Raw genomic sequence first — 21,154 nt, forward strand, 5'->3', positions numbered from 1 at the left:
GCTGAACAAAAAGGCTGCAATATTTCACACAAACGTCATTATATAATTTATTTGTTTTGAAGTCAACCATTCCTCCATTAATGATTCGCCGTTTATGATATAATAAACAAAAATTAGTAGTAAACTTTTAGGTGATAAAAACATGATAGAACAAACTAAAGATCAATTATCTGCCTTTCATTATCATATGCTCGATTTTTTATTAACCAAATCTGAAAAAGTCACATTTACCGACTCTTTCAGATGGCTGACTTCCGCTATTCAAACCTATTTTTCATCCCTTTGTGTTTCGCTTACAACGTCACCATCAAACTCTGCGGCAAAATTGGAAGATGATGAAGTGCGTTTTTTTGTTTCGAAAATTAACGCTTCATTATATATCATTGAAGACGCCTCCGGCAGGCGCTTTCATCTGACTTGCAAGCAGGATGGAGAGATTCCTGAAGGGCTTCCGGACGTGGTTGCTTCATTTTTAAACCAGTCCATGAGACAGGAAAGACTCTATATCAAAACGATCTATCAAAAAAAGATATACAAAATGACAGAGCTGTTCCACTCTCTGCTTGATCAGACAGAAGTGCTGAAGCAGCTTTTAGAAAGCTTAACCCGCACGTTTTCTCTGTTTGAATTCTCTTTATTTATATCGCACGACCAAGATCAATGTTTAGGCGTTCCTGCAAAAGAGCTGTATATGGAAGGGGAAAAATCCGATTCCTTTGCGCTTAAAGTGTATTTGACCGGGGATATTTTACGGAAAAATGAATCTGCCGCTTACATTCCGATCAAAGGGCAGCAGGGAACGTACGGGGTTTTGAGGGCTGAAGGAACGGGCGGCAGTTTTCTGACTGACGCTTACCTGGATGAAATGGGGCTGATCGCAAACGCTGCGGGAAAAGCGTTTGAAAACGCTCAGCTTTATGAACAATCCAAAGCAAGCATCGCAAATTTGGAATTGATCAATGAAACGTCACGCCGTCTGAACCAGCGGCTGACGCTGACGGATACGATGAATGATCTGGCTGTGAGAATGGCAGAATCGTTTCAAGCAGAAGAAGTGGGTTTTTTTCATATAGACCATTTTGAAAATCAAACACTGCTCCCTGGCAGCACAGCATTTTTCAAAGAAGAGAAGCCATCTGATTTTTATAATGAATTGAAAGAAAAGCTGTATGAAGGAGAAAAAGGGGTTTTCATCGGTAATGGCCAGTCTGTTTTCGGGGAGGCCGGCTACGGTTCGCTGATGGCTGTTCCAATGATTGAGAACGACAGGCTTTTAGGCTTTGCGGTCTTATTGAAACAGGAGATGTACGCTTTTACTTTTGAAATGTACAAGCTGTTTCAGGCGCTGATCCATCACGCGACACTGGCTGTAACCAACTCAATGCTCCGCGACCGCCTAGAGCATCTTGTCAAAACAGATCAGCTGACTGAGCTGTATTCGAGGGTGTATTTAGATGAAAAAATTCAATACAGCATGAAAATCCATCAAAAGGGTGTTTTTATTCTTGTTGATATTGATAATTTCAAGAGCGTAAATGATACGTACGGTCATCAGACTGGGGACGAGATTTTAATTCAAGTGGCTTCGGTGATTAAAAGCAACATCCGAAAGCATGATGTCGGCGCCCGCTGGGGGGGCGAGGAGCTGGCGATATATTTGCCGAATGTGACGGTTGCGGTGGGAAAACGGATTACTGAGCGACTGGTTTATGCAGTCAGAAAAAACACGAAACCCGAGGTGACGATTTCCTGCGGGATTTCCTGCTGGACGGCCGAAACTAGAAAGTCTCTGAAAGAGCTTGTGCATGAAGCTGATGAAGCGCTTTACAGCGCGAAACGAAGCGGAAAAAACCGTATGATGATTCACGAGTCAATAAAATAAAAAAGCCCAAAACCGATATCGTTTTGGGCTTTTTTTGTTACTGTGCTAATGCTTTTTCAAGCTTTTTGACAAATTGCGACAAATACGTTTCGTCGATTTCGTCGAAACGGTTTTTTACGGGGCTGTCGATGTCCAAGACGCCGACAACTTTCCCGCCTACATGAATCGGAAGCACAATTTCTGATTGAGAAGCAGCATCGCAGGCGATGTGTCCCGGAAACGCATGAACGTCCTCAACGCGCTCCACCTTTCCGTTTGCATATGCTGTGCCGCAAACGCCTCTGCCGAAAGGAATCCGAACACATGCCGGAAGACCTTGGAAAGGCCCCAGCACAAGCTGTCCATCCTCTTCCTTGGCAAAATAGAAACCCGCCCAGTTCACTTCAGGCAACGTATGATAAAGGAGCGCTGAGGCATTTGCATAGTTTGCAATTTGATCTGTTTCGTCTTCGATCATGGCTTCGAGCTGTTTTAGCAGAAGCTGATAGTCTTTTTCTTTATCTCCAGATTGTTTTTCGACATGGAACATGGAAAACCCTCACTTTTTCTATAATATAAAACAAAGTTCCGGCTTTTCTGCCGGCATTTGTCGATAAGTTCTTACAGGAACAGCGGTCTTCTGCTTGAATAGTATCAAGAGGAAGGAGTGAGCCGAATGAAAGTAAGCACCAAAGACAAAATTATTGAATCTGCTGTCATGCTTTTTAACCAAAAAGGATTTTCTGGCACGTCTGTCCGTGAAATCGCAAAGTCAGCTGGTGTAAATGTTGCGCACATCTCCTACTATTTTAAAGGCAAAGGAGGTTTGATGGAACACTTAGTTTCAGAGTTTTACGAAGGCTACAACAAAACACTTGAAACAGCGGCAGGCAATGTCTCTTCTCAAAGCACGCAGGAACAGCTGCTCCAATTGGTTTTCGATATTTTATCCTATCAGCATAACCATCGTCAATTAACTCGTTTTGTCTACCGGGAAGTCACGATTGACTCCACGTTAATCAGAGAAATTATGTCGACATATCTTATGAAGGAGAAGTATATCTTCCAGCTGATCATTGAGGAAGGAGAAAAACAGCGAGAACATTTAACGCTGCCGCTGCCTCATTTTATTCTCCAATTAAAATCTCTCTTGATGATGCCCTATCTCCAGCCTCAATATATTTCAGAAGTGCTCTACATGCAGCCGCACGAGCCATACTTTTATAAAATGTATTTTGAAGAAATCAAGATTTGGATCAGAAGCGTCTTCCGGACGGGAGACGTGGCGCTTATCAATTAGCACACTTCTCCAAAAACGCCTCATACGCGTACCCGACATCTCCCGCTTGATGGGCATCAGACCCGAACACAAGCGGGATCTTCTTTTGCTTTGCTTCATCCAGCATCCAATCCTCGATATAAATGCCGCCTGCATAGGTTTTTCTTAAGCCGGAAGTATTGAAGTCAAGCTCCATTCCGCTTTTTTCAATAGCATTCAGGCACTGTGAAACGAGTCCGCGAATATGATCAGACATGCTGTACGGAAACAGCTTGATGAATTTTTGGACAAGTGTGATGTGACCGACTCTTTTTGGCTTATAGCTGCCGAGAGATGCTACAATGGAAGAATAGATGCTGCGGTAATACAGTTCGTATACAGCTTCAATGCTTCCGCAGGCTGAAATCAGCTCTTGAAAGGTATGCTCATCATAATCAAGGCACAGATAGGAAGAACCTGCGCGCAAAAAATGAACGGATAAGATGCTGTCATCTACATATGGACCATATGTATCCAGAAATAATGTAATTTCATCTTCAAATTCAGCAATATAATCGACCTCAAGCCCCGTCCGTATGGTAAGCTGTCCGCGATATTCTTTTTGCAATCCGGAAATTTCATGGATATAGCGTTCCAATGAGCCTTGCGCCATCGCGCTGTCTTTTAGCGGAGTCGGGTCAGTGAAAGAGGGCGGCAATGGGGCGTGTTCCGTAAACGTAATCGATTCAAAGCCTTTTTTTAAAGCTTCTTCTGCATATTGTCTGAGTGTGTCATTTGTGCCGTGAGGACAAAATGGTGTGTGAATATGTCCGTCTCGCTTTTGCATTGGCGTCACCCCGTGAAAAAATAGTCAAATCCTGCCGATTTTACACAAAAAGTTTTTGATTTCTGGTCAAAAAATGTTGGTTACATGGTATCATAATAACAATGAAAACGACAGTTTTTCTCAATACATATCCTGAAATCTTTCTGAATAAATAAAACACCCTGACAGATTAAGGTTAACAGCAAGGGGGCTCATTATGGAGTTTGTCATTGGATTATTAATTGTACTGCTTGCGCTGTTTGCGGCAGGCTACTTTTTCAGGAAAAAAATTTACGCCGAAATCGACCGGCTGGAATCGTGGAAGATTGAAATTCTGAACCGGTCGATTGTGGAAGAAATGTCCAAAATCAAACATTTAAAAATGACGGGTCAGACAGAAGAGTTCTTTGAGAAATGGCGTGAAGAATGGGATGAGATTGTCACAGCCCACATGCCGAAAGTTGAAGAGCTCCTTTATGATGCCGAGGAAAATGCAGACAAATACCGGTTTAAAAAGGCCAACCAAGTGCTCGTTCATATCGACGATCTGCTGACAGCGGCGGAATCGAACATTGAAAAAATTCTGCGGGAAATCAGCGACCTCGTTACAAGTGAGGAAAAGAGCCGTGAAGAGATTGAACAGGTGAGAGAGCGCTATTCCAAATCGCGAAAAAACCTGCTGGCTTACAGCCATTTATACGGAGAGCTTTATGACAGCCTTGAAAAGGATCTTGACGAAATTTGGAGCGGTATTAAACAATTTGAAGAAGAAACAGAAGGCGGAAACTATATTACCGCACGAAAAGTGCTGCTTGAGCAGGACCGCAATCTTGAACGGCTTCAGTCATACATAGATGACGTGCCGAAGCTGTTAGCAGACTGCAAGCAGACGGTGCCCGGCCAGATTGCAAAGCTTAAGGACGGCTATCGCGAAATGAAAGAGAAAGGATATAAGCTTGAGCATATCCAGCTTGATAAGGAATTAGATAATCTGTCAAATCAGCTGAAACGGGCGGAACATGTTTTGATGACTGAGCTGGATATTGATGAAGCGTCCGCCATCCTGCAGCTCATAGACGAGAATATTCAATCGGTTTATCAGCAGCTGGAGGGCGAAGTCGAAGCAGGCCAATCCGTGCTGAGCAAAATGCCTGAATTGATCATTGCTTATGACAAGCTGATAGAAGAGAAAGAGCATACAAAGGCGGAAACTGAGCTGGTGAAGGAAAGCTACAGACTGACAGCTGGCGAGCTCGGCAAACAGCAGGCCTTTGAAAAACGCCTTGATGAAATTGGCAAGCTGCTCTCATCCGTTAAAGATAAGCTCGATGCAGAGCATGTCGCCTACTCTCTTTTAGTCGAAGAGGTTGCCGGGATAGAGAAGCAGATTGAAGAAGTGAAAAAAGAGCATGACGAATACCGGGAAAAGCTGCAAGCGCTGAGAAAAGAAGAGCTTCAGGCGAGAGAGACGCTCAGCAATTTGAAAAAAACAATATCTGATACAGCAAGACTGCTGAAGACAAGCAACATTCCAGGCATCCCGAGCCATATTCAAGAGATGCTGGAAAACGCGCATCATCACATTCAAGAAACAGTCAATCAACTAAACGAATTGCCATTAAATATGGAAGAAGCCGGAGCCCATCTGAAGCAAGCAGAAGATATCGTCAACAGGGCAAGCCGGGAATCAGAGGAACTTGTCGAGCAGGTCATCCTCATTGAAAAAATCATTCAGTTCGGAAACCGGTTCAGAAGCCAGAATCATATTCTATCTGAACAGCTGAAAGAAGCGGAAAGACGTTTTTATGCTTTTGACTATGAAGACTCTTATGAAATTGCAGCTGCCGCTGTAGAGAAGGCTGCGCCAGGTGCAGTTGAAAAAATTAAAGCTGACTTATCTGCTTAATCAATCTTGATCATGAAAAAGAGCCCGCAGTGTATGAGCGGGCTCTTTTTTTATTGCAAAACGCCTGCGCAATAACGCAGGCGTCTGTGACATTAACTTATTTCGTTAAGCTGTTTGGATGGGCCGATGAATAAGGTCAGCACATAGCCGATTACCGCTCCGACGATTCCCGGAAGCACCCAGCCGATTCCGAGGCTGTAAAGAGGAAGGTTCGCACTTAGAAATACATCTAAAGATCCAAGTGAAAAGCCGGCTGCTTTGATGCCGTCTAAAATACTGAATAATCCTGTACCGATCAAGCATGCGATATACACTTCACGTCTTTCCTTAAAGAGCTTATCAATAAATGAAAGAACAATAATGACAATGGCAAGCGGATAGATTGCTGATAAAATAGGAACAGAAAACGCGATAATTTGCGCGAGTCCGAAATTCGCAATGATCAAGCTGAATAACGTGACAATTGTAACGACAATTTTATATGATAATGCCGGGATGAGCTTTGAAAAATACTGGCCGCAAGAAGTGACAAGTCCGATGCTTGTTGTTAAACATGCGACTGTAATCGCTGATCCGAGTACGATGTTGCCTAATGAACCGAATAGATAATGAGAAGACGCTGATAAAATTTTAGCACCTTCGCCGACAGGACCGATGGCGTTCGTACTTGTTGCACCCAGGTATGCAAGGGATACATAAATGAATGTCAGGCCTAAAGCTGCAATCACACCCGCTTTAATACATGCTGCGGCAAGAGCTTTAGACTGTGTAACGCCTTTGCTTTTTACAGCATTTACAACAACAACGCCAAATACGATAGAAGCAAGTGCATCCATTGTTTTGTAGCCTTCTAAAAATCCTTTAAATACCGGTGTTCCTTTATATGCTTCTGTAACTGCACCCAATCCGCCCATCGGTGTGAAAATAGCTTTAAGTACAATCACTAAAATAATCGTGAATTTGATTGGAGTAAGAATTTTTCCGACTCGATCCACAACCTTGGATGGGTTTAAGGCTAAATAGTACGTAATGCCGAAAAAAATAAGTGTAAATACAAATAAAGAAAGTCTTTCCGGAACGCCAGTCAAAAACGGAACAGCGCCGATTTCATATGAAACAGTTCCTGTTCTCGGAATGGCAAATAATGGGCCGATTGATAAATAAAGCACGACAGTAAAAACTGTGCCGAAAACAGGGTGTGCTTTATCAGCAAGTCCCTTAGCGTCCTTGCCGGTTAATGCGATGGCGATAATACCGAGAAGCGGCAGGCCTACTCCGGTCAATAAAAATCCGCCGATGGCCTTCCAGACGTTGTGTCCGGCTGCTTGTCCAAGTTCCGGCGGATAAATCATATTCCCTGCTCCAAAGAATAACGCAAATAGCATGAAACCAATAATAATGGTATCTTTGACAGGCAGTGAGTGTTTCATGAAAAAATCCTCCTAATAATTATGTTAAAATATTCTGTCAATTAATTGTCAGATAATATGACGAAATGAACAAATCTTATTATATGGTAAAAAAATTAGAAGTCAATACTAGTTTTTCGTAATTTTCTATTAAATTTTGCTATGGTAACATAAATATCATACCTTGTACCGCTTTCATAAAGGAGTAAGTTAGATGATATATTTAGATAATAGTTCAACGACGAAGCCTTATGATGAAGTCTTGAACGTGTATGAACAGACAAGCAGCCGGTATTTTGGCAATCCTTCATCTTTACACCGATATGGAGCCGAAACGGAACAGCTGCTTCAGGCAGCCAAAAATCAAATCAAAAGGGCCTTAGGGCTCAAAAAATATGATATTGTATTTACGTCAGGCGCCACTGAAGCCAATAATGCAGCTTTAAAAGGAGCGGCTTTGTCTAAAATAAAAACAGGCAAACATATCATTACCACTTCTATTGAGCACCCGTCCGTTACGGAATCGTTAGAACAGCTGACAGAGCTGTTCGGGTTTGAGGTCACTTATCTTTCAGTGAACGAAGACGGATTTGTTTCAATAGAAGAATTAAAAAATGCCATCCGTCCTGATACCGTGCTTGTCAGCATGATGCATGTGAACAATGAAGTCGGTTCCGTACAGCCGATTGAAGAGGCAGGGGACATGCTGAAGCAGCACCCGAATATTTTGTTTCACGTCGATTATGTTCAGGGCATCTATAAAGTGCCTTTGGCAATTGAAAAAGCAGGCATTGACCTGTGTTCGATTTCCGGGCATAAATTTCACGGGCTGAAGGGAACAGGGGCGCTTTTTGTAAAAGAAGGAACTCGCCTTATCCCCCTGATAACGGGGGGCTCTCAGCAAAAGGGCATACGGGCCGGAACGGAACATACTGCGGGTGCGGTTTCACTTGCCAAAGCCATTAACCTTGCCGCAGCTGATTTTGAGACCCGGCTTGACACAATGGCTGCCGCAAAAGAATTGTTCATGAAGAGGCTGAGTGAAACTGAAGGTGTCGTTGTCAACACGCCTCAACTAAATAGTGCGCCGCACATTATTAATTTCTCTGTTCCCGGGATTAAAGCAGAGGTGCTTTTGCACATGCTTGAGGAACAGGATATTTTCGTCTCAACAACATCGGCCTGCTCGGCAAAAGAACACAAGCCCAGCAAAGTTCTTTTACAGATGGGCAAGGGAGAGCAGATTGCCGGAAGCAGTATCAGAATCAGCTTAAACTACAGCCAGACAAGCGATGTGGCAGAACCGTTTATGAACGCGCTCCGTCCTGGCATCAAAAAATTAAAGAAAATGATGAGGTAGAACATGAATTACGATCATATATTAATTCGTTTTGGGGAAATATCGACCAAAGGCAAAAACAGAAAAAGCTTTATTGAGCGCTTAAAACAAAACGTCAGACTCGTCCTGAAAGACTATCCGAACTTAAAATATTTTTCCAACCGGGACCGCATGACGATTACATTAAATGGACAAGATCCGGAGGCTCTTTTTCCTCATTTAAAACAGGTATTTGGCATTCAAAGCTTCAGCCTGGCGATTAAGTGTGACAGCCGCCTTGATGATATTAAGGCAACAGCGCTCCAGGCCATCAAGGATCAGTATCAGCCTGGCGATACGTTTAAAGTTGCGACGAAGAGAGCGTATAAACAATTTGAATTAGATACAAATCAAATGAACGCTGAAATCGGCGGCCATATTTTGAGACATACAGAAGGATTAACGGTCGATGTCCGTAACCCAGACATCGCGCTCAGAATTGAAATCAGGGAGGAAGCAACCTTTTTGACGATTCGCGATGAAAAGGGTGCGGGAGGCCTGCCTGTTGGTTCAGCAGGCAGAGCGATGCTGATGCTTTCCGGCGGTTTTGACAGCCCTGTAGCCGGTTTTTATGCGATGAAACGGGGATTGTCGGTAGAAGCTGTTCATTTCTTCAGCCCGCCATACACAAGCGAGCGCGCAAAGCAAAAGGTAATGGATCTGGCAAAATGCCTGTCCCGCTTTGGGGGAAGCATGACGCTTCATATCGTTCCGTTTACGAAAACGCAAGAGCTCATTCAAAAACAAATACCTGAGAACTACACAATGACGGCAACCCGCCGCCTCATGCTTCAAATTGCCGACAGAATCAGAGAAAAAAGAAACGGGCTTGCCATCATTACGGGAGAAAGCCTCGGTCAGGTAGCGAGCCAAACGCTTGAAAGCATGTATGCAATTAATGCGGTAACATCAACACCGATTTTGCGTCCGTTAATCGCCATGGATAAAACAGAAATCATCGAGAAATCACGAGAAATCGGCACATATGAGACAAGCATTCAGCCGTTTGAAGACTGCTGCACAATCTTTACGCCGCCAAGTCCGAAAACGCGCCCTAAAAAAGAAAAAATCGAACACTTTGAAAGCTTTGTTGACTTTGAGCCGTATATTCAGGAAGCGGTTGATAACATTGAAACAATGACGCTTTATAGTGATCAAGAAGCAAACGATAAATTTGCAGAACTTTTTTAAATAGCTCCGGCTCCTGTATACAATTACCAACGTTTTTTTGAATGAAGCCATGTGTTTTAACACATTCTATACTCACAAGGAGGTGAGACACATGGCTAACAATAACTCAGGTAACAGCAACAACCTTTTAGTACCAGGAGCTGCTCAAGCTATCGACCAAATGAAATTAGAAATCGCTTCTGAATTTGGTGTAAACCTTGGAGCAGACACAACTTCTCGCGCTAACGGTTCTGTTGGAGGAGAGATCACAAAACGTCTTGTATCTTTTGCTCAACAAAACATGGGCGGAGGACAATTCTAATTTACAATTTCACATAATGGCTTAGGAGTGGGGTTTTTCCCCACTCTTTTTCATTTTATATAGATAAAAAAGGACCAGCGGCCTATAAAATCCTAGGTTTACGGAGCTTGGTTTTAGGCATATCCTTACGGAAAGAGCCTGTATTTATGTATAATGGGTGGAGAAAGTGAGGAGTTGTTCGTGTTAAAACGAGAAGATTTAATCGCCCCTATGCAATATAATTTAGTAAATGAAATGGAAAAGTTCAGTGCCGCTGGACAAAAAACTGCCCTTTTATGGGAGGATGAGTCAGGCAAGCAAGAATCTTGGTCATATGAAAAGCTGATGGAAGAAACAAATAAAATTGGAGCGGCTTTGGCTGACCTTGGATTTAAAAAGGGGGACAAGCTGATTGTAATGGTTCCTCGGGTGCTTGAAGCCTATGCTGTTTATTTGGCGATCCTGAAATCAGGAATGGTTGTCATCCCATGCTCTGAAATGCTTCGCGCGAAAGATCTTGAATACCGGATTGAACATGCCGAAGTGAAAGGCGTTGTCGTCTATTCTGCATTTATCGGCGCTTTCCGTGATGTCAGTACCGCTGACAAACTGATTAAGCTCTCTATTGGAGAAAACGATGCCGGCTGGAAAAATCTCTTATCGATTCAAGCGGATGGAAGCCAATTCCAAACAGCAGACACAACAAGAGAGGATATGGCCTTCTTATCTTATACATCCGGAACAACAGGTCAGCCTAAAGGTGTTGTACATACACACGGTTGGGCATTTGCTCATTTAAAAACATCTGCCGGCGCTTGGCTTGATATTTCTGAAAAGGATATCGTCTGGGCGACTGCTGCACCAGGGTGGCAAAAGTGGGTGTGGAGCCCGTTTTTAGCGGTGCTTGGCAGCGGAGCAACGGGTTTTGTGTACCACGGCAGATTCAAAGCAGAAAAATATTTAGAACTTTTAAACCGGTACAAAATCAATGTCTTCTGCTGTACGCCGACGGAATACCGCTTAATGGCGAAAGTCGAAGGTTTGGACCGTTATGATCTTTCTGCCCTGCACAGCGCCGTTTCCGCAGGCGAGCCGCTCAATCGTGAAGTCATTGATGTTTTCCAAAAACACTTTGGCCTTAAGGTGCGGGATGGATACGGCCAAACAGAAAGCACGCTTTTAGTCGGTGTCTTGAAGGATATGGATATTAAACCGGGAAGCATGGGAAAACCGACGCCTGGAAATCAAGTGGAGATCATTAATGAAGACGGTGAAATCTGCAAGCCTGGTGAGGTTGGCGATATCGCTGTTCACCTCAGCACGCCGGCGCTCTTTAAAGAATATTACAAAGACCCGGAAAGAATGAAAACACAAATTCGCGGCGATTATTTCCTGACAGGGGACAGAGCGAAAAAGGATGAGGAAGGTTACTTCTGGTTTGAAAGCCGAAATGACGATATCATTATCAGCTCCGGCTACACGATTGGGCCATTCGAAGTGGAAGATGCGCTCGTGAAGCACCCTGAGGTTAAGGAATGTGCTGTTGTCGCAAGCCCAGATGAAATCCGAGGCTCCATCGTGAAGGCATATGTTGTCCTGCAAGACCACGATAAACGCAGTGATGAGCTTGTCAAAACGCTGCAAAATCATGTGAAGACCATTACCGCTCCGTACAAATATCCTAGAGAGATTGAATTTGTGGAAAGCCTGCCGAAAACGGCTTCTGCAAAAATCAGACGAGTGGAATTAAGAAAACGAGAAGAACAGCTCAAAGCCAACAAAAAGGCGTAGAGAAAGAGAGTGAATGTGAATGAAGGCGATATGGCATGGCGGTTTCATTTATACGATGCTCGAAGAAGGCGACCGGACAGAGGCAGTTTATGTTGAGGATGGTGTCATAAAAGGCACCGGCAGCTTTGAGAGTCTGAAGAAAAAGTACGGGTCCCCGGAAACAGAAGAAATCAGCCTGAACGGAGCAGTGATGTTTCCCGGATTTGTCGACAGCCATTTGCATTTGATCGGCCACGGTGAGAAACAGCTTCAGCTCGACCTGTCTGCTTTGACGACGAAAGACGCTATTTTACAGGCAGCGAAGGAAAGAGAGCGGCTGCTTCCGGAAGGCGATTGGCTTATTGGAGAGGGCTGGAATGAAAATCAGTTTGAGATACCGGACTATTTGACTAAACAGGATCTTGATCGTTTCTTTCCCGACAGGCCTGTCTTGCTCAAGCGAATATGCAGGCATGCGATAGCCGTCAACTCTGCTGCTCTTCAAGCGGCAGGGATTTCACGGAACACTCCTGATCCTGAGGGCGGAGTCATCGTAAAAGAGGCAAATGGCGAGCCGTCCGGGCTTCTGTTTGATAAGGCGCAGGATTTGGTCCTGAAGGCTGTCCCGCCAGTCTCCCAGCACTACGTTGATAAGGCGCTTACGGCTGCGATAAAGGATTGCTGGACTAAAGGCCTGACGGGCGGACATTCGGAAGACTTATCCTATTATGGTGATGTGTCGGTGCCGATGAAGGCTTATGAGAAAGCTGCCGCCAGCGGAAAATATCCGTTTCGCTGTCATTTGCTCGTTCATCACGAAGCGGTCGATCGATGGGAGCAGCTGGAGAAGCCGTCCGGCCCGTATGTAGAGTTCGGTGCGATGAAAATCTTTGCAGACGGGGCGCTTGGCGGGAGAACAGCATTATTGAAAGAGCCATATCAGGACGATCCATCCACGAATGGTGTTCAAGTACACGATGACGAAGCCCTTGACCGGCTCGTTCAAAAAGCGAGAAAAAAAGGCATGGAGATTGCCGTTCATGCAATCGGCGATCTTGCATTTGAAAAAGTGCTGAATGCAATAGAGAAGCATCCGCCCCAAAACGGCCGGCATGACCGGCTGATTCATGCCCAAGTGCTGAATGACGAATTAATCGAAAAAGCAGCGCGCATGCCAATCGCACTTGATCTTCAGCCTCATTTTGTTGCCAGCGATTTTCCGTGGGTCATTGACCGTCTCGGAAAAGACAGGATGAACACAGCCTTTGCGTGGAAAACACTGATATCTAAAGGCATTTTGTGCGCGGGCGGTTCTGACGCCCCGATTGAGCCAGTTGATCCGCTTCTCGGCATCCAGTCCGCGGTGCTCCGGAAAAGCAGCAACGAGCCGACCGGGCCGAGCTATAATGAAAGCGAATGTTTAACTGTGTATGAAGCGATTAGGCTTTATACTGAGGGAAGCGCCGGAATCATTTATAAAGCGAAGTCACGCGGAAAAATTGCCGAAGGCTATGACGCGGATTTTACGGTTCTCAGCGATGATCCGTTTACAATTGACCCTGCACAGCTTCATCTATTAGACGTCAAAAAAACCGTGATCAACGGCCAGATTGTATATGAGAAATAACAAAAGGACAGGCGGCAGCCTGTCCTTTTTATTTTCTATAAAAAAGTACGCTTCACTTTCTCCCAAAATGAATTGTCCTTTAGTTTAACCGTTTTGATTTTTTTGTCAGACAGTTTAATTTCAATCGTTTTTACGTTTCTTGTACTGAGGGCTTCGTTGTCCAAGCCGATGATTGGATGCTCATTGCCGTCTTGCACCACTCGAAGGGTCAGCTTTCGGTCAGCGCTGAGGACAAATGGCGAGCCGAGTGTCCGGTAGGTGTTATTGTTAAGGGATGCAAGCTCAGATACTTGCATGCATGGAAGCAGCGGATCAACAACCGCTCCTGCAACGGACTTGTTATATGCGGTGCTGCCGGTAGGTGTTGAGATAATCATTCCGTCACCTCTAAATGTTTCAAAGTGCAGATCGTCAATCAGCACATCCATTACAAAGGTTTTAATAATGCTTGAACGGATGGAAACCTCGTTTAAGCAGTGAAAAGGACTGGCGTTATCCACAGTCACTTCAATCAGCGGATATTTTCTGACTTCAATTTGTTCAAACGTCATCGCATCGACCATTTTTTCACGCTCATCACTATGAAAGTCGCAATATAAATGAGCTTTCCCCTTTTTGGTAATGCCGACGTACAAGCAGTCGTCACGGAAATTCGTCTTTCTGACTGCCTGCAAAAATGTGCCGTCCCCGCCAATGCTCGCGATAATATTGGCGTCTGAGTGCTGATTCACTACGGTAAATCCATGCTCTTCAGCCAATTGTGTTAAAGAGCTGGCTTCTTCGTTTGTTTCCTGGTCCTGTTTGTGAAAAAAATAAACATTACGGCGTTGATCGGTCATATCCCATTTCCCCTTTGCTGTCATATTTAAGTTTTTCTGCCATCCGGTATTTGTGATAAAATACCTTTGACCATAAGTGTACCATGTTTGCCGGCAGCCCGTTAAGCCGGAGCTTTCTCATTAATTGAAACATTTTTTATATTGAATCGTATAATGAGAGAGTTTGGGGAAAAAGGAGGAGAAAAAATGAATGCAAAAAGATGGATTGCATTAGTGATTGCTCTGGGGATTTTCGGCGTGTCCATCATCGTCAGCATCTCAATGAGCTTCTTTGAAAGTGTCAAAGGCGCTCAAACGGATCTCACATCACTGACGGATGAATCGCAGGAAAAGACGCTGGAAAACGGCAGTCTCTCAAGTAAAATTGCCGTATTGGAGGTCAGCGGCACCATTCAGGATAATGGGGATTCAAGCAGTCTGCTCGGTTCAGACGGATATAATCACAGAACGTTCTTAAAAAACCTTGAGCGTGCAAAAGATGATAAGGCAGTCAAAGGCATCGTCCTGAAGGTGAATTCGCCAGGCGGCGGAGTATATGAAAGTGCTGAAATACATAAGAAGCTGGAAGAAATCAAGAAAGAAACGAAAAAACCGATTTACGTGTCGATGGGATCGATGGCAGCATCCGGCGGTTATTACATCTCAACGGCAGCTGATAAGATTTTTGCGACACCGGAAACCCTGACCGGGTCACTCGGCGTTATTATGGAAAGTGTCAATTATTCAAAACTTGCTGATAAGCTCGGCATTTCTTTTGAAACGATTAAGAGCGGGGCACATAAGGATATTATGTCTCCTTCCCGTGAGATGACAAAAGAAGAAAAGAACATCATGCAATCGATGGTTGATCATTCTTATGAAGGCTTTGTTGATGTTATTTCTGAAGGCCGCGGCATGTCAAAAGCAGAGGTTAAGAAAATAGCGGACGGACGCGTGTATGACGGACGGCAGGCGAAAAAACTGAATCTCGTTGATGAGCTTGGTTTTTATGACGATACCATTACAGCAATGAAGAAGGATCATAAGGATTTGAAAAACGCCTCAGTTATTTCATACGAGGAAAGCTTCGGTTTAGGCTCACTGTTTACAATGGGCGCGAACAAAATGTTTAAAAGTGAAATCGATTTTCTGAATATGAGAGAAATCCTTTCACAATCTGGTTCGCCGAGAATGATGTATCTCTATGCGAAGTAGGAGGGATCAATAATGGATGCGACATATGAAGAGTTTGAGCGCAATGACATCAAGGGCCCGGAAGAAGCGGAGCAGCTGACACATGCCTATGCGGGCTTTTGGGTTCGTTTCTGGGCTTTCCTGCTTGATTGGCTCGTGATATGGGGATTAAACCATTTACTTGTTTCTCCCCTCTTTACCGTATTGGATCTGCCGAAAACATCCGGCATGTTCACCTTCTCGGCCTACAGTGTGACAACGCTTGTTGTGTACCTTGCCTATTTTGCGATTATGACAAAATGCTTCAGGCAAACGCTTGGAAAAATGGTGTTTGGCCTCAAAGTGATTTCTGTGAAGCCGGATCGTAAGCTGACATGGGGGACCGTGATTTTTCGTGAAGTCGTTGGACGGTATATTGATAAAATATGGATTTTATATATCGTCGTTGCTTTTTCACCTACAAAGCAGGGAATTCATGATTACATTGCTGATACGACAGTTGTGCATGAAAAACTATACCGTAAATAACCGACAAACCCGGACCCTGTCCGGGTTTATTTTTTTAGGAATTGGCGATAATGCACCTAGAGGAAGTGAAGAATATGGTATATGTGCTGATTGCCATTCTTATTCTTATAGGTATCGTGCTGCTTCTCAGAATGAAAATTTATGTCGCAGTAGAGTATCTTCACGCTGATGATAACGACAAACTGACCTTAAAAGTCACAGCGCTGTTTGGCCTGATCCGGGTCAATAAAACAATTCCGGCGATTAAGGTAAACAAAAATGATGGAACAGTCGATGTCAAACAGAAATCAAAGTCCAAAGTGAAAAAAAGCAGCAGCAAGAAAAAAATTACGTTTGATGATGTGCAGCAAAGCATCAATAAAATTGAGATGCTTGTGCATCGGGTTACTAATTTAAGGAAAACCAGCGCCTCTATTCTGGCGCATTTGCATATCACAAAGCTCGAATGGGTCACAGTTGTCGGGATTCATGATGCAGCAGTGACAGGCGTGTTAACAGGTGCTGTATGGGGTGTGAAAGGCGGTATCGCTGCGATGCTGTATGATCATCTGGACTTCATGAATAAACCCGTCTATGAAGTAATTCCATCGTTCCAAGTCCCTGTCTCCAAGACCCATTTTCAGTGTATATTCTTTTTTCGCTTTGGACATGCTATGCTTGCAGCTTTCAAATTCGTTAAATACGGGCGGGAGCTGTCCGTATTAAAGAAGAATCCATCGTCTCGAATGACTTCAAAGAATGATTCATCAGTTTAAGGAGGAAGCGAATATGGCAGACCATCCCATCCAAGGTTTAATGAAAACCGCAATGGAAAACTTGAAAGAAATGATTGATGTTAACACGATCATCGGAGATCCGGTTGAAACGCCGGATGGAAGCGTGATTTTAACCGTTTCTAAGGTTGGTTTCGGATTCGCTGCAGGCGGGAGCGAGTTTGGCGGAAAGCCGGCAGAAAAGAAATCGGAAGACGATGAAACAAGAGAGCAAAAACTTCCTTTCGGAGGCGGAAGCGGGGGCGGTGTGTCCATTACGCCGATCGCGTTTTTAATTGTCGGATCGACAGGCATCAGAATGCTTCATTTAGATGAAAATACCCATTTGATTGAAAAAATTTTAGACGCAGCCCCTCAAACCCTTGAACGCATCCAGCAAATGTTCAAGAAAAATAACAAGAACCAAGGCCAGGGACAAAACCAAAATCAAATGAACAATATGAATTATTAATCAAGGTTAACTGCGCCGGCCGCAGTTAACTTTTTTTTGGCATAAACTTTGCAGTTTGCAGGAAACTTTACTATGATAGAGACATACATACAAAAGGGAGGAATTATAATGGCTGAAATTACATTTAAAGGCGGTCCGGTTACACTTGTCGGACAAGAAGTGAAGGTAGGAGATCAAGCTCCTGATTTCACAGTGCTGACTAACAGCCTTGAAGAAAAATCGTTAGCTGATATGAAAGGAAAGGTAACGATTATTTCTGTTATCCCTTCAATTGACACAGGTGTATGTGATGCGCAAACACGCCGTTTTAACGAAGAAGCTGCAAAGCTTGGAGATGTCAACGTCTATACAATCAGTGCAGACCTTCCATTCGCACAAGCGCGCTGGTGCGGTGCTAACGGAATTGACAAAGTGGAGACGCTCTCTGACCACAGAGATATGTCATTTGGCGAAGCGTTCGGAGTGTATATTAAAGAACTTCGCCTGCTGGCGCGTTCCGTATTTGTCCTTGATGAGAATGGAAAAGTCGTTTACGCTGAATATGTAAGCGAAGCAACAAACCACCCGAACTATGAAAAGCCAATTGAGGCTGCCAAGGCATTAGTGAAGTAAGCAGGGAAAAAAGCTCCAGGCTGCCGCCGGAGCTTTTTTTATGGCAAGGAGGAACACAGAATGCAAAAAGACCATGTAGGCGCGGTGTACGAGCTGTTAGACGAAGCCGCGATCATCATAAAGAATGAATTGCAGATTTCATATATAGAGGCGCTGGCCGAAGCGGGAGAAATGTATTTTCTTGAAAAAGCGGATCAGCTGAAACTGTCTGATGAGAAAACCAAACAGCTTCAGGCTCTGCTTGACAAAGCGGAATTCAGCACATATGAGCACGAGTGGGTGCGCAAAGCTTTTCAGCTTGCCGTCCTGAAAGGCCTGAAGGATATCTCTCATCCGAACAGACAAATGACGCCGGACACGATTGGGCTTTTCATCAGCTATTTGGTGAATAAGTTTATGGCGGACAAAAAGGAACTGACGGTTCTTGATCCGGCTGTGGGCACAGGAAACCTTCTGTTTACCGTGCTGAACCAGCTGTCTGAAAAAACGGCGAACAGCTATGGGATCGAAATTGACGACGTGCTGCTGAAGATCGCATATGCCCAAGCAAATTTGTTAAAAAAAGAGCTTGAGCTTTTCCATCAGGACAGCCTTGAGCCGCTGTTTATTGATCCTGTTGATACGGTCATTTGCGATCTGCCGGTGGGTTATTATCCGAATGACGAAGGGGCAGAAGCATTTGAACTCAAAGCGGACGAAGGCCACTCCTTCGCGCATCATCTGTTTATTGAACAGAGCGTCAAGCATACCAAACCGGGCGGCTACTTATTTTTTATGATTCCGAATCATTTGTTTGAGAGCTCCCAAAGTGATAAGCTGAAACAGTTTTTCAAAGATAAGGTTCATATCAATGCGCTGATGCAGCTGCCACAATCCATTTTTAAAGACGAGGCTCATGCCAAAAGCATCCTTGTACTTCAGAAAAAAGGAGAGGAGACGAAAGCACCGGGGCAAATCCTGCTTGCGAATCTCCCGTCTTTCTCCAATCAGAAGGCGATGCTTGATATGATGGCTCAATTGGATACGTGGTTCAGTAAAGAAAAATAGATGGTAAATAGCAGCTTAGGCCGCCGTCATACGATGGATGCTTAAGCTGTTTTTATGATGGTGCTTGAAGATCAGGCTGACGAATTGAATCCGCCTTTGAGACACAAAATACAAAGGGAAAAACCGCAAAATGTAAGCGTTCATCAATACAAAACCTATAGGTAATATGTCTGAAAATAACGACTTCTTATTGTAAGCGTTATCAATACACAAGTTGACTTGAAATGCCGACATGACAATGTTTAAATGGAAAAGTCAGATATTTTTCGGAGAAGATAATGATATTTCCGGGAAAAAAGTACGAAAAACGAAGTTGTTGATACAGAGTATAAAGGAGCGTCAATCATGTCCAAAATTATTGCAATTAACGCAGGAAGCTCGTCTTTGAAATTTCAGCTTTTCGAAATGCCTTCAGAAACCGTTTTAACGAAGGGTTTAGTTGAACGAATCGGTATCGCCGACAGTGTATTCACGATTTCTGTAAACGGCGAAAAAAATACAGAAGTAACTGATATTCCGGATCATGCGGTAGCCGTTAAAATGCTGCTGAATAAGTTAACGGAATTCGGCATTATTAAAGATTTGAATGAAATTGACGGAATTGGCCACCGTGTCGTGCATGGCGGAGAGAAATTCAGTGATTCTGTTTTATTAACGGATGAAACCATTAAGGAAATCGAAGATATTTCTGAGTTGGCACCGCTTCACAACCCGGCAAATATCGTTGGAATTAAAGCGTTCAAAGAAGTGCTTCCAAATGTTCCTGCGGTTGCTGTTTTTGATACGGCATTCCACCAAACAATGCCTGAACAGTCTTATCTCTACAGCCTGCCATATGAATACTATGAAAAATTCGGCATCCGTAAATACGGCTTCCACGGCACTTCACATAAATATGTAACTGAGCGCGCGGCAGAGCTTCTCGGCCGTCCGTTAAAAGACTTACGCCTGATTTCCTGCCACCTTGGAAACGGGGCAAGTATTGCTGCTGTTGAAGGCGGTAAATCAATTGATACATCCATGGGCTTTACGCCGCTTGCCGGTGTTGCAATGGGTACACGCTCTGGAAACATCGATCCTGCCCTGATCCCATACATCATGGAGAAAACAGGCCAGACAGCTGATGAAGTGCTGAATACATTAAACAAAAAAAGCGGACTGCTCGGCATCTCCGGTTTCTCAAGCGATCTTCGTGACATTGTTGAAGCAACGAAAGAAGGAAATGAGCGCGCGGAAACGGCTCTTGAAGTCTTCGCAAGCAGAATCCACAAATACATCGGCTCGTACGCTGCAAGAATGAGCGGCGTTGATGCGATCATCTTTACTGCCGGTATCGGTGAAAACAGTGTGGAAGTCAGAGAACGCGTGCTTCGCGGCCTGGAATTCATGGGCGTATACTGGGATCCTGCACTTAATAACGTGCGCGGTGAGGAAGCTTTTATCAGCTATCCGCATTCTCCAGTTAAAGTCATGATCATTCCGACTGATGAAGAGGTCATGATTGCGCGTGACGTTGTCCGTTTAGCAAAATAAATTGCATGAAAGCACATTCTCTTGAATGTGCTTTTTTGTTGATGCATGATCATCATAGACAGAAAACAAAAGAGGTGGGCCAATGAGCGTTCAAGAGCATAAACAGGAAGCTCCCAATATCATTCGGTGCAAAGTCATTACAGTCAGCGACACGAGGACAGAAGAAACCGATAAAAGCGGCAAGCTGATGATCTCGTTTTTAGAAGAAGCCGGTCATCACATTGCTGCATATGAAATTGTAAAAGACGATAAGGATGCTTTGCAGCGGGCAGTGCTTGCAGGCTGCATGGATGAACAGACAGATGCGGTTCTCTTAAACGGAGGGACAGGCATAGCCAATCGAGACGTCACGATCGAGGCCATCACGCCGCTCTTTTCGAAAGAACTGCCTGGGTTTGGAGAAATATTCAGAATGCTGAGTTATACAGAGGATATCGGCTCTGCCGCGATCATGTCGAGAGCCACTGCCGGCGTTATCCAGCATACAGCTGTTTTCTCAACGCCAGGCTCAAGCGGCGCGGTAAAGCTGGCAATGAATAAGCTGGTTATTCCCGAGCTTGCACATGTGGTCAGAGAAATCAGAAAAGACAAGTAAATGAATAAAAACTACGAAACTTCACCTGGAAATTTAGGTGAAGTTTTTTTTATAAAAGGCTTGAAAAAAAGAATCGTACTTGTTAAAGTGTATACAT

General features: G+C 44.1%; 20 protein-coding genes and 1 pseudogene. 17 read left to right on the plus strand and 4 right to left on the minus strand.

From position 1 onward, the window contains the following. Nucleotides 1-142 precede the first annotated feature (142 nt). The gene (locus MOC09_RS10025; RefSeq protein ID WP_268370412.1) at nucleotides 143-1,882 is read left to right on the plus strand and encodes a diguanylate cyclase domain-containing protein; all 1,740 of its coding nucleotides are present in this window, start codon (nucleotides 143-145) and stop codon (nucleotides 1,880-1,882) included. 37 nt (nucleotides 1,883-1,919) lie between these two features. Here the strand turns inward: MOC09_RS10025 and MOC09_RS10030 are convergent, their stop codons facing one another. After that, the gene (locus tag MOC09_RS10030; RefSeq protein WP_268370413.1) at nucleotides 1,920-2,411 is read right to left on the minus strand and encodes a GAF domain-containing protein; all 492 of its coding nucleotides are present in this window, start codon (nucleotides 2,409-2,411) and stop codon (nucleotides 1,920-1,922) included. Between the two features lie 126 nt (nucleotides 2,412-2,537). Between MOC09_RS10030 and refZ the strand changes: the two genes are divergently transcribed. Beyond that, nucleotides 2,538-3,161: a transcriptional regulator RefZ gene (refZ, locus tag MOC09_RS10035; RefSeq protein ID WP_268285045.1), complete on the plus strand. Its 624-nt coding sequence runs from the start codon at nucleotides 2,538-2,540 to the stop codon at nucleotides 3,159-3,161. Here the strand turns inward: refZ and hisJ are convergent. Then, on the minus strand, nucleotides 3,154-3,966 hold the full coding sequence (hisJ, locus tag MOC09_RS10040; RefSeq protein ID WP_268362424.1) for a histidinol-phosphatase HisJ: 813 nt from the start codon (nucleotides 3,964-3,966) through the stop codon (nucleotides 3,154-3,156). The two genes, refZ and hisJ, sit on opposite strands and share 8 nt — an antisense overlap. Before the next feature lie 196 nt (nucleotides 3,967-4,162). Between hisJ and ezrA the strand changes: the two genes are divergently transcribed. Further along, nucleotides 4,163-5,851: a septation ring formation regulator EzrA gene (ezrA, locus tag MOC09_RS10045; protein WP_268362425.1), complete on the plus strand. Its 1,689-nt coding sequence runs from the start codon at nucleotides 4,163-4,165 to the stop codon at nucleotides 5,849-5,851. Between the two features lie 92 nt (nucleotides 5,852-5,943). Here the strand turns inward: ezrA and brnQ are convergent, their stop codons facing one another. Beyond that, nucleotides 5,944-7,281: a branched-chain amino acid transport system II carrier protein gene (gene brnQ, locus MOC09_RS10050; RefSeq protein WP_268362427.1), complete on the minus strand. Its 1,338-nt coding sequence runs from the start codon at nucleotides 7,279-7,281 to the stop codon at nucleotides 5,944-5,946. A 193-nt stretch (nucleotides 7,282-7,474) separates the two neighbouring features. On the opposite strand from brnQ, the gene MOC09_RS10055 reads away from it, so the two are divergent. The 5 genes from MOC09_RS10055 (at nucleotide 7,475) to MOC09_RS10075 (ending at nucleotide 13,506) form a co-directional block, all read left to right on the plus strand. Then, the gene (locus MOC09_RS10055; protein WP_268358953.1) at nucleotides 7,475-8,620 is read left to right on the plus strand and encodes a cysteine desulfurase family protein; all 1,146 of its coding nucleotides are present in this window, start codon (nucleotides 7,475-7,477) and stop codon (nucleotides 8,618-8,620) included. 3 nt (nucleotides 8,621-8,623) lie between these two features. Then, complete coding sequence (gene thiI / locus MOC09_RS10060) at nucleotides 8,624-9,829, plus strand: tRNA uracil 4-sulfurtransferase ThiI (protein WP_268358955.1); 1,206 nt, start codon at nucleotides 8,624-8,626, stop codon at nucleotides 9,827-9,829. A 91-nt stretch (nucleotides 9,830-9,920) separates the two neighbouring features. Beyond that, nucleotides 9,921-10,130, plus strand: coding sequence for an alpha type acid-soluble spore protein SspA (gene sspA, locus MOC09_RS10065; RefSeq protein ID WP_003223491.1), 210 nt, complete (start codon nucleotides 9,921-9,923; stop codon nucleotides 10,128-10,130). A gap of 180 nt (nucleotides 10,131-10,310) precedes the next feature. Beyond that, on the plus strand, nucleotides 10,311-11,900 hold the full coding sequence (gene mbcS, locus MOC09_RS10070; protein ID WP_268370416.1) for an acyl-CoA synthetase MbcS: 1,590 nt from the start codon (nucleotides 10,311-10,313) through the stop codon (nucleotides 11,898-11,900). A 19-nt stretch (nucleotides 11,901-11,919) separates the two neighbouring features. Beyond that, nucleotides 11,920-13,506 (plus strand): amidohydrolase, encoded by a 1,587-nt coding sequence (locus MOC09_RS10075; RefSeq protein WP_268358958.1) that lies wholly within the window; start codon nucleotides 11,920-11,922, stop codon nucleotides 13,504-13,506. 35 nt (nucleotides 13,507-13,541) lie between these two features. Here MOC09_RS10075 and MOC09_RS10080 read toward each other — a convergent pair whose 3' ends face one another. After that, nucleotides 13,542-14,345, minus strand: coding sequence for an NAD kinase (locus tag MOC09_RS10080; RefSeq protein ID WP_268358959.1), 804 nt, complete (start codon nucleotides 14,343-14,345; stop codon nucleotides 13,542-13,544). Between the two features lie 186 nt (nucleotides 14,346-14,531). Between MOC09_RS10080 and sppA the strand changes: the two genes are divergently transcribed. The 9 genes and pseudogenes from sppA (at nucleotide 14,532) to MOC09_RS10125 (ending at nucleotide 21,057) form a co-directional block, all read left to right on the plus strand. Then, complete coding sequence (sppA, locus tag MOC09_RS10085; protein WP_268358961.1) at nucleotides 14,532-15,539, plus strand: signal peptide peptidase SppA; 1,008 nt, start codon at nucleotides 14,532-14,534, stop codon at nucleotides 15,537-15,539. Between the two features lie 12 nt (nucleotides 15,540-15,551). Further along, nucleotides 15,552-16,046 (plus strand): RDD family protein, encoded by a 495-nt coding sequence (locus MOC09_RS10090; protein WP_268358962.1) that lies wholly within the window; start codon nucleotides 15,552-15,554, stop codon nucleotides 16,044-16,046. Nucleotides 16,047-16,120: 74 nt separating this feature from the next. Beyond that, nucleotides 16,121-16,801: a DUF2953 domain-containing protein gene (locus tag MOC09_RS10095; protein WP_268358963.1), complete on the plus strand. Its 681-nt coding sequence runs from the start codon at nucleotides 16,121-16,123 to the stop codon at nucleotides 16,799-16,801. 13 nt (nucleotides 16,802-16,814) lie between these two features. Continuing rightward, nucleotides 16,815-17,270, plus strand: coding sequence for a GerW family sporulation protein (gene ytfJ / locus MOC09_RS10100; protein ID WP_003223504.1), 456 nt, complete (start codon nucleotides 16,815-16,817; stop codon nucleotides 17,268-17,270). Nucleotides 17,271-17,378: 108 nt separating this feature from the next. Further along, nucleotides 17,379-17,882, plus strand: a complete 504-nt coding sequence (gene tpx, locus MOC09_RS10105; protein WP_003223506.1) for a thiol peroxidase — start codon at nucleotides 17,379-17,381, stop codon at nucleotides 17,880-17,882. Between the two features lie 60 nt (nucleotides 17,883-17,942). Continuing rightward, on the plus strand, nucleotides 17,943-18,929 hold the full coding sequence (locus MOC09_RS10110) for a class I SAM-dependent methyltransferase (RefSeq protein WP_268370418.1): 987 nt from the start codon (nucleotides 17,943-17,945) through the stop codon (nucleotides 18,927-18,929). Between the two features lie 72 nt (nucleotides 18,930-19,001). After that, nucleotides 19,002-19,094, plus strand: a pseudogene (locus MOC09_RS10115) (hypothetical protein); the annotation flags it as partial. A 180-nt stretch (nucleotides 19,095-19,274) separates the two neighbouring features. Beyond that, nucleotides 19,275-20,462, plus strand: coding sequence for an acetate kinase (locus tag MOC09_RS10120; protein ID WP_003223511.1), 1,188 nt, complete (start codon nucleotides 19,275-19,277; stop codon nucleotides 20,460-20,462). An 82-nt stretch (nucleotides 20,463-20,544) separates the two neighbouring features. Next, on the plus strand, nucleotides 20,545-21,057 hold the full coding sequence (locus MOC09_RS10125; RefSeq protein ID WP_268358967.1) for a MogA/MoaB family molybdenum cofactor biosynthesis protein: 513 nt from the start codon (nucleotides 20,545-20,547) through the stop codon (nucleotides 21,055-21,057). Nucleotides 21,058-21,154: the final 97 nt, after the last annotated feature.

This window comes from Bacillus sp. N12A5 (assembly GCF_026790125.1).
In the GTDB taxonomy this organism is placed as follows: domain Bacteria; phylum Bacillota; class Bacilli; order Bacillales; family Bacillaceae; genus Bacillus.

Excerpts from the sequence above, each read along its gene's own strand:
- MOC09_RS10025 (WP_268370412.1), top strand. The coding sequence starts at position 143 with ATGATAGAACAAACTAAAGATCAATTATCTGCCTTTCATTATCATATG.
- MOC09_RS10030 (WP_268370413.1), bottom strand. The coding sequence starts at position 2,411 with ATGTTCCATGTCGAAAAACAATCTGGAGATAAAGAAAAAGACTATCAG.
- refZ (WP_268285045.1), top strand. The coding sequence starts at position 2,538 with ATGAAAGTAAGCACCAAAGACAAAATTATTGAATCTGCTGTCATGCTT.
- hisJ (WP_268362424.1), bottom strand. The coding sequence starts at position 3,966 with ATGCAAAAGCGAGACGGACATATTCACACACCATTTTGTCCTCACGGC.
- ezrA (WP_268362425.1), top strand. The coding sequence starts at position 4,163 with ATGGAGTTTGTCATTGGATTATTAATTGTACTGCTTGCGCTGTTTGCG.
- brnQ (WP_268362427.1), bottom strand. The coding sequence starts at position 7,281 with ATGAAACACTCACTGCCTGTCAAAGATACCATTATTATTGGTTTCATG.
- MOC09_RS10055 (WP_268358953.1), top strand. The coding sequence starts at position 7,475 with ATGATATATTTAGATAATAGTTCAACGACGAAGCCTTATGATGAAGTC.
- thiI (WP_268358955.1), top strand. The coding sequence starts at position 8,624 with ATGAATTACGATCATATATTAATTCGTTTTGGGGAAATATCGACCAAA.
- sspA (WP_003223491.1), top strand. The coding sequence starts at position 9,921 with ATGGCTAACAATAACTCAGGTAACAGCAACAACCTTTTAGTACCAGGA.
- MOC09_RS10075 (WP_268358958.1), top strand. The coding sequence starts at position 11,920 with ATGAAGGCGATATGGCATGGCGGTTTCATTTATACGATGCTCGAAGAA.
- MOC09_RS10080 (WP_268358959.1), bottom strand. The coding sequence starts at position 14,345 with ATGACCGATCAACGCCGTAATGTTTATTTTTTTCACAAACAGGACCAG.
- sppA (WP_268358961.1), top strand. The coding sequence starts at position 14,532 with ATGAATGCAAAAAGATGGATTGCATTAGTGATTGCTCTGGGGATTTTC.
- MOC09_RS10090 (WP_268358962.1), top strand. The coding sequence starts at position 15,552 with ATGGATGCGACATATGAAGAGTTTGAGCGCAATGACATCAAGGGCCCG.
- MOC09_RS10095 (WP_268358963.1), top strand. The coding sequence starts at position 16,121 with ATGGTATATGTGCTGATTGCCATTCTTATTCTTATAGGTATCGTGCTG.
- ytfJ (WP_003223504.1), top strand. The coding sequence starts at position 16,815 with ATGGCAGACCATCCCATCCAAGGTTTAATGAAAACCGCAATGGAAAAC.
- tpx (WP_003223506.1), top strand. The coding sequence starts at position 17,379 with ATGGCTGAAATTACATTTAAAGGCGGTCCGGTTACACTTGTCGGACAA.
- MOC09_RS10110 (WP_268370418.1), top strand. The coding sequence starts at position 17,943 with ATGCAAAAAGACCATGTAGGCGCGGTGTACGAGCTGTTAGACGAAGCC.
- MOC09_RS10120 (WP_003223511.1), top strand. The coding sequence starts at position 19,275 with ATGTCCAAAATTATTGCAATTAACGCAGGAAGCTCGTCTTTGAAATTT.
- MOC09_RS10125 (WP_268358967.1), top strand. The coding sequence starts at position 20,545 with ATGAGCGTTCAAGAGCATAAACAGGAAGCTCCCAATATCATTCGGTGC.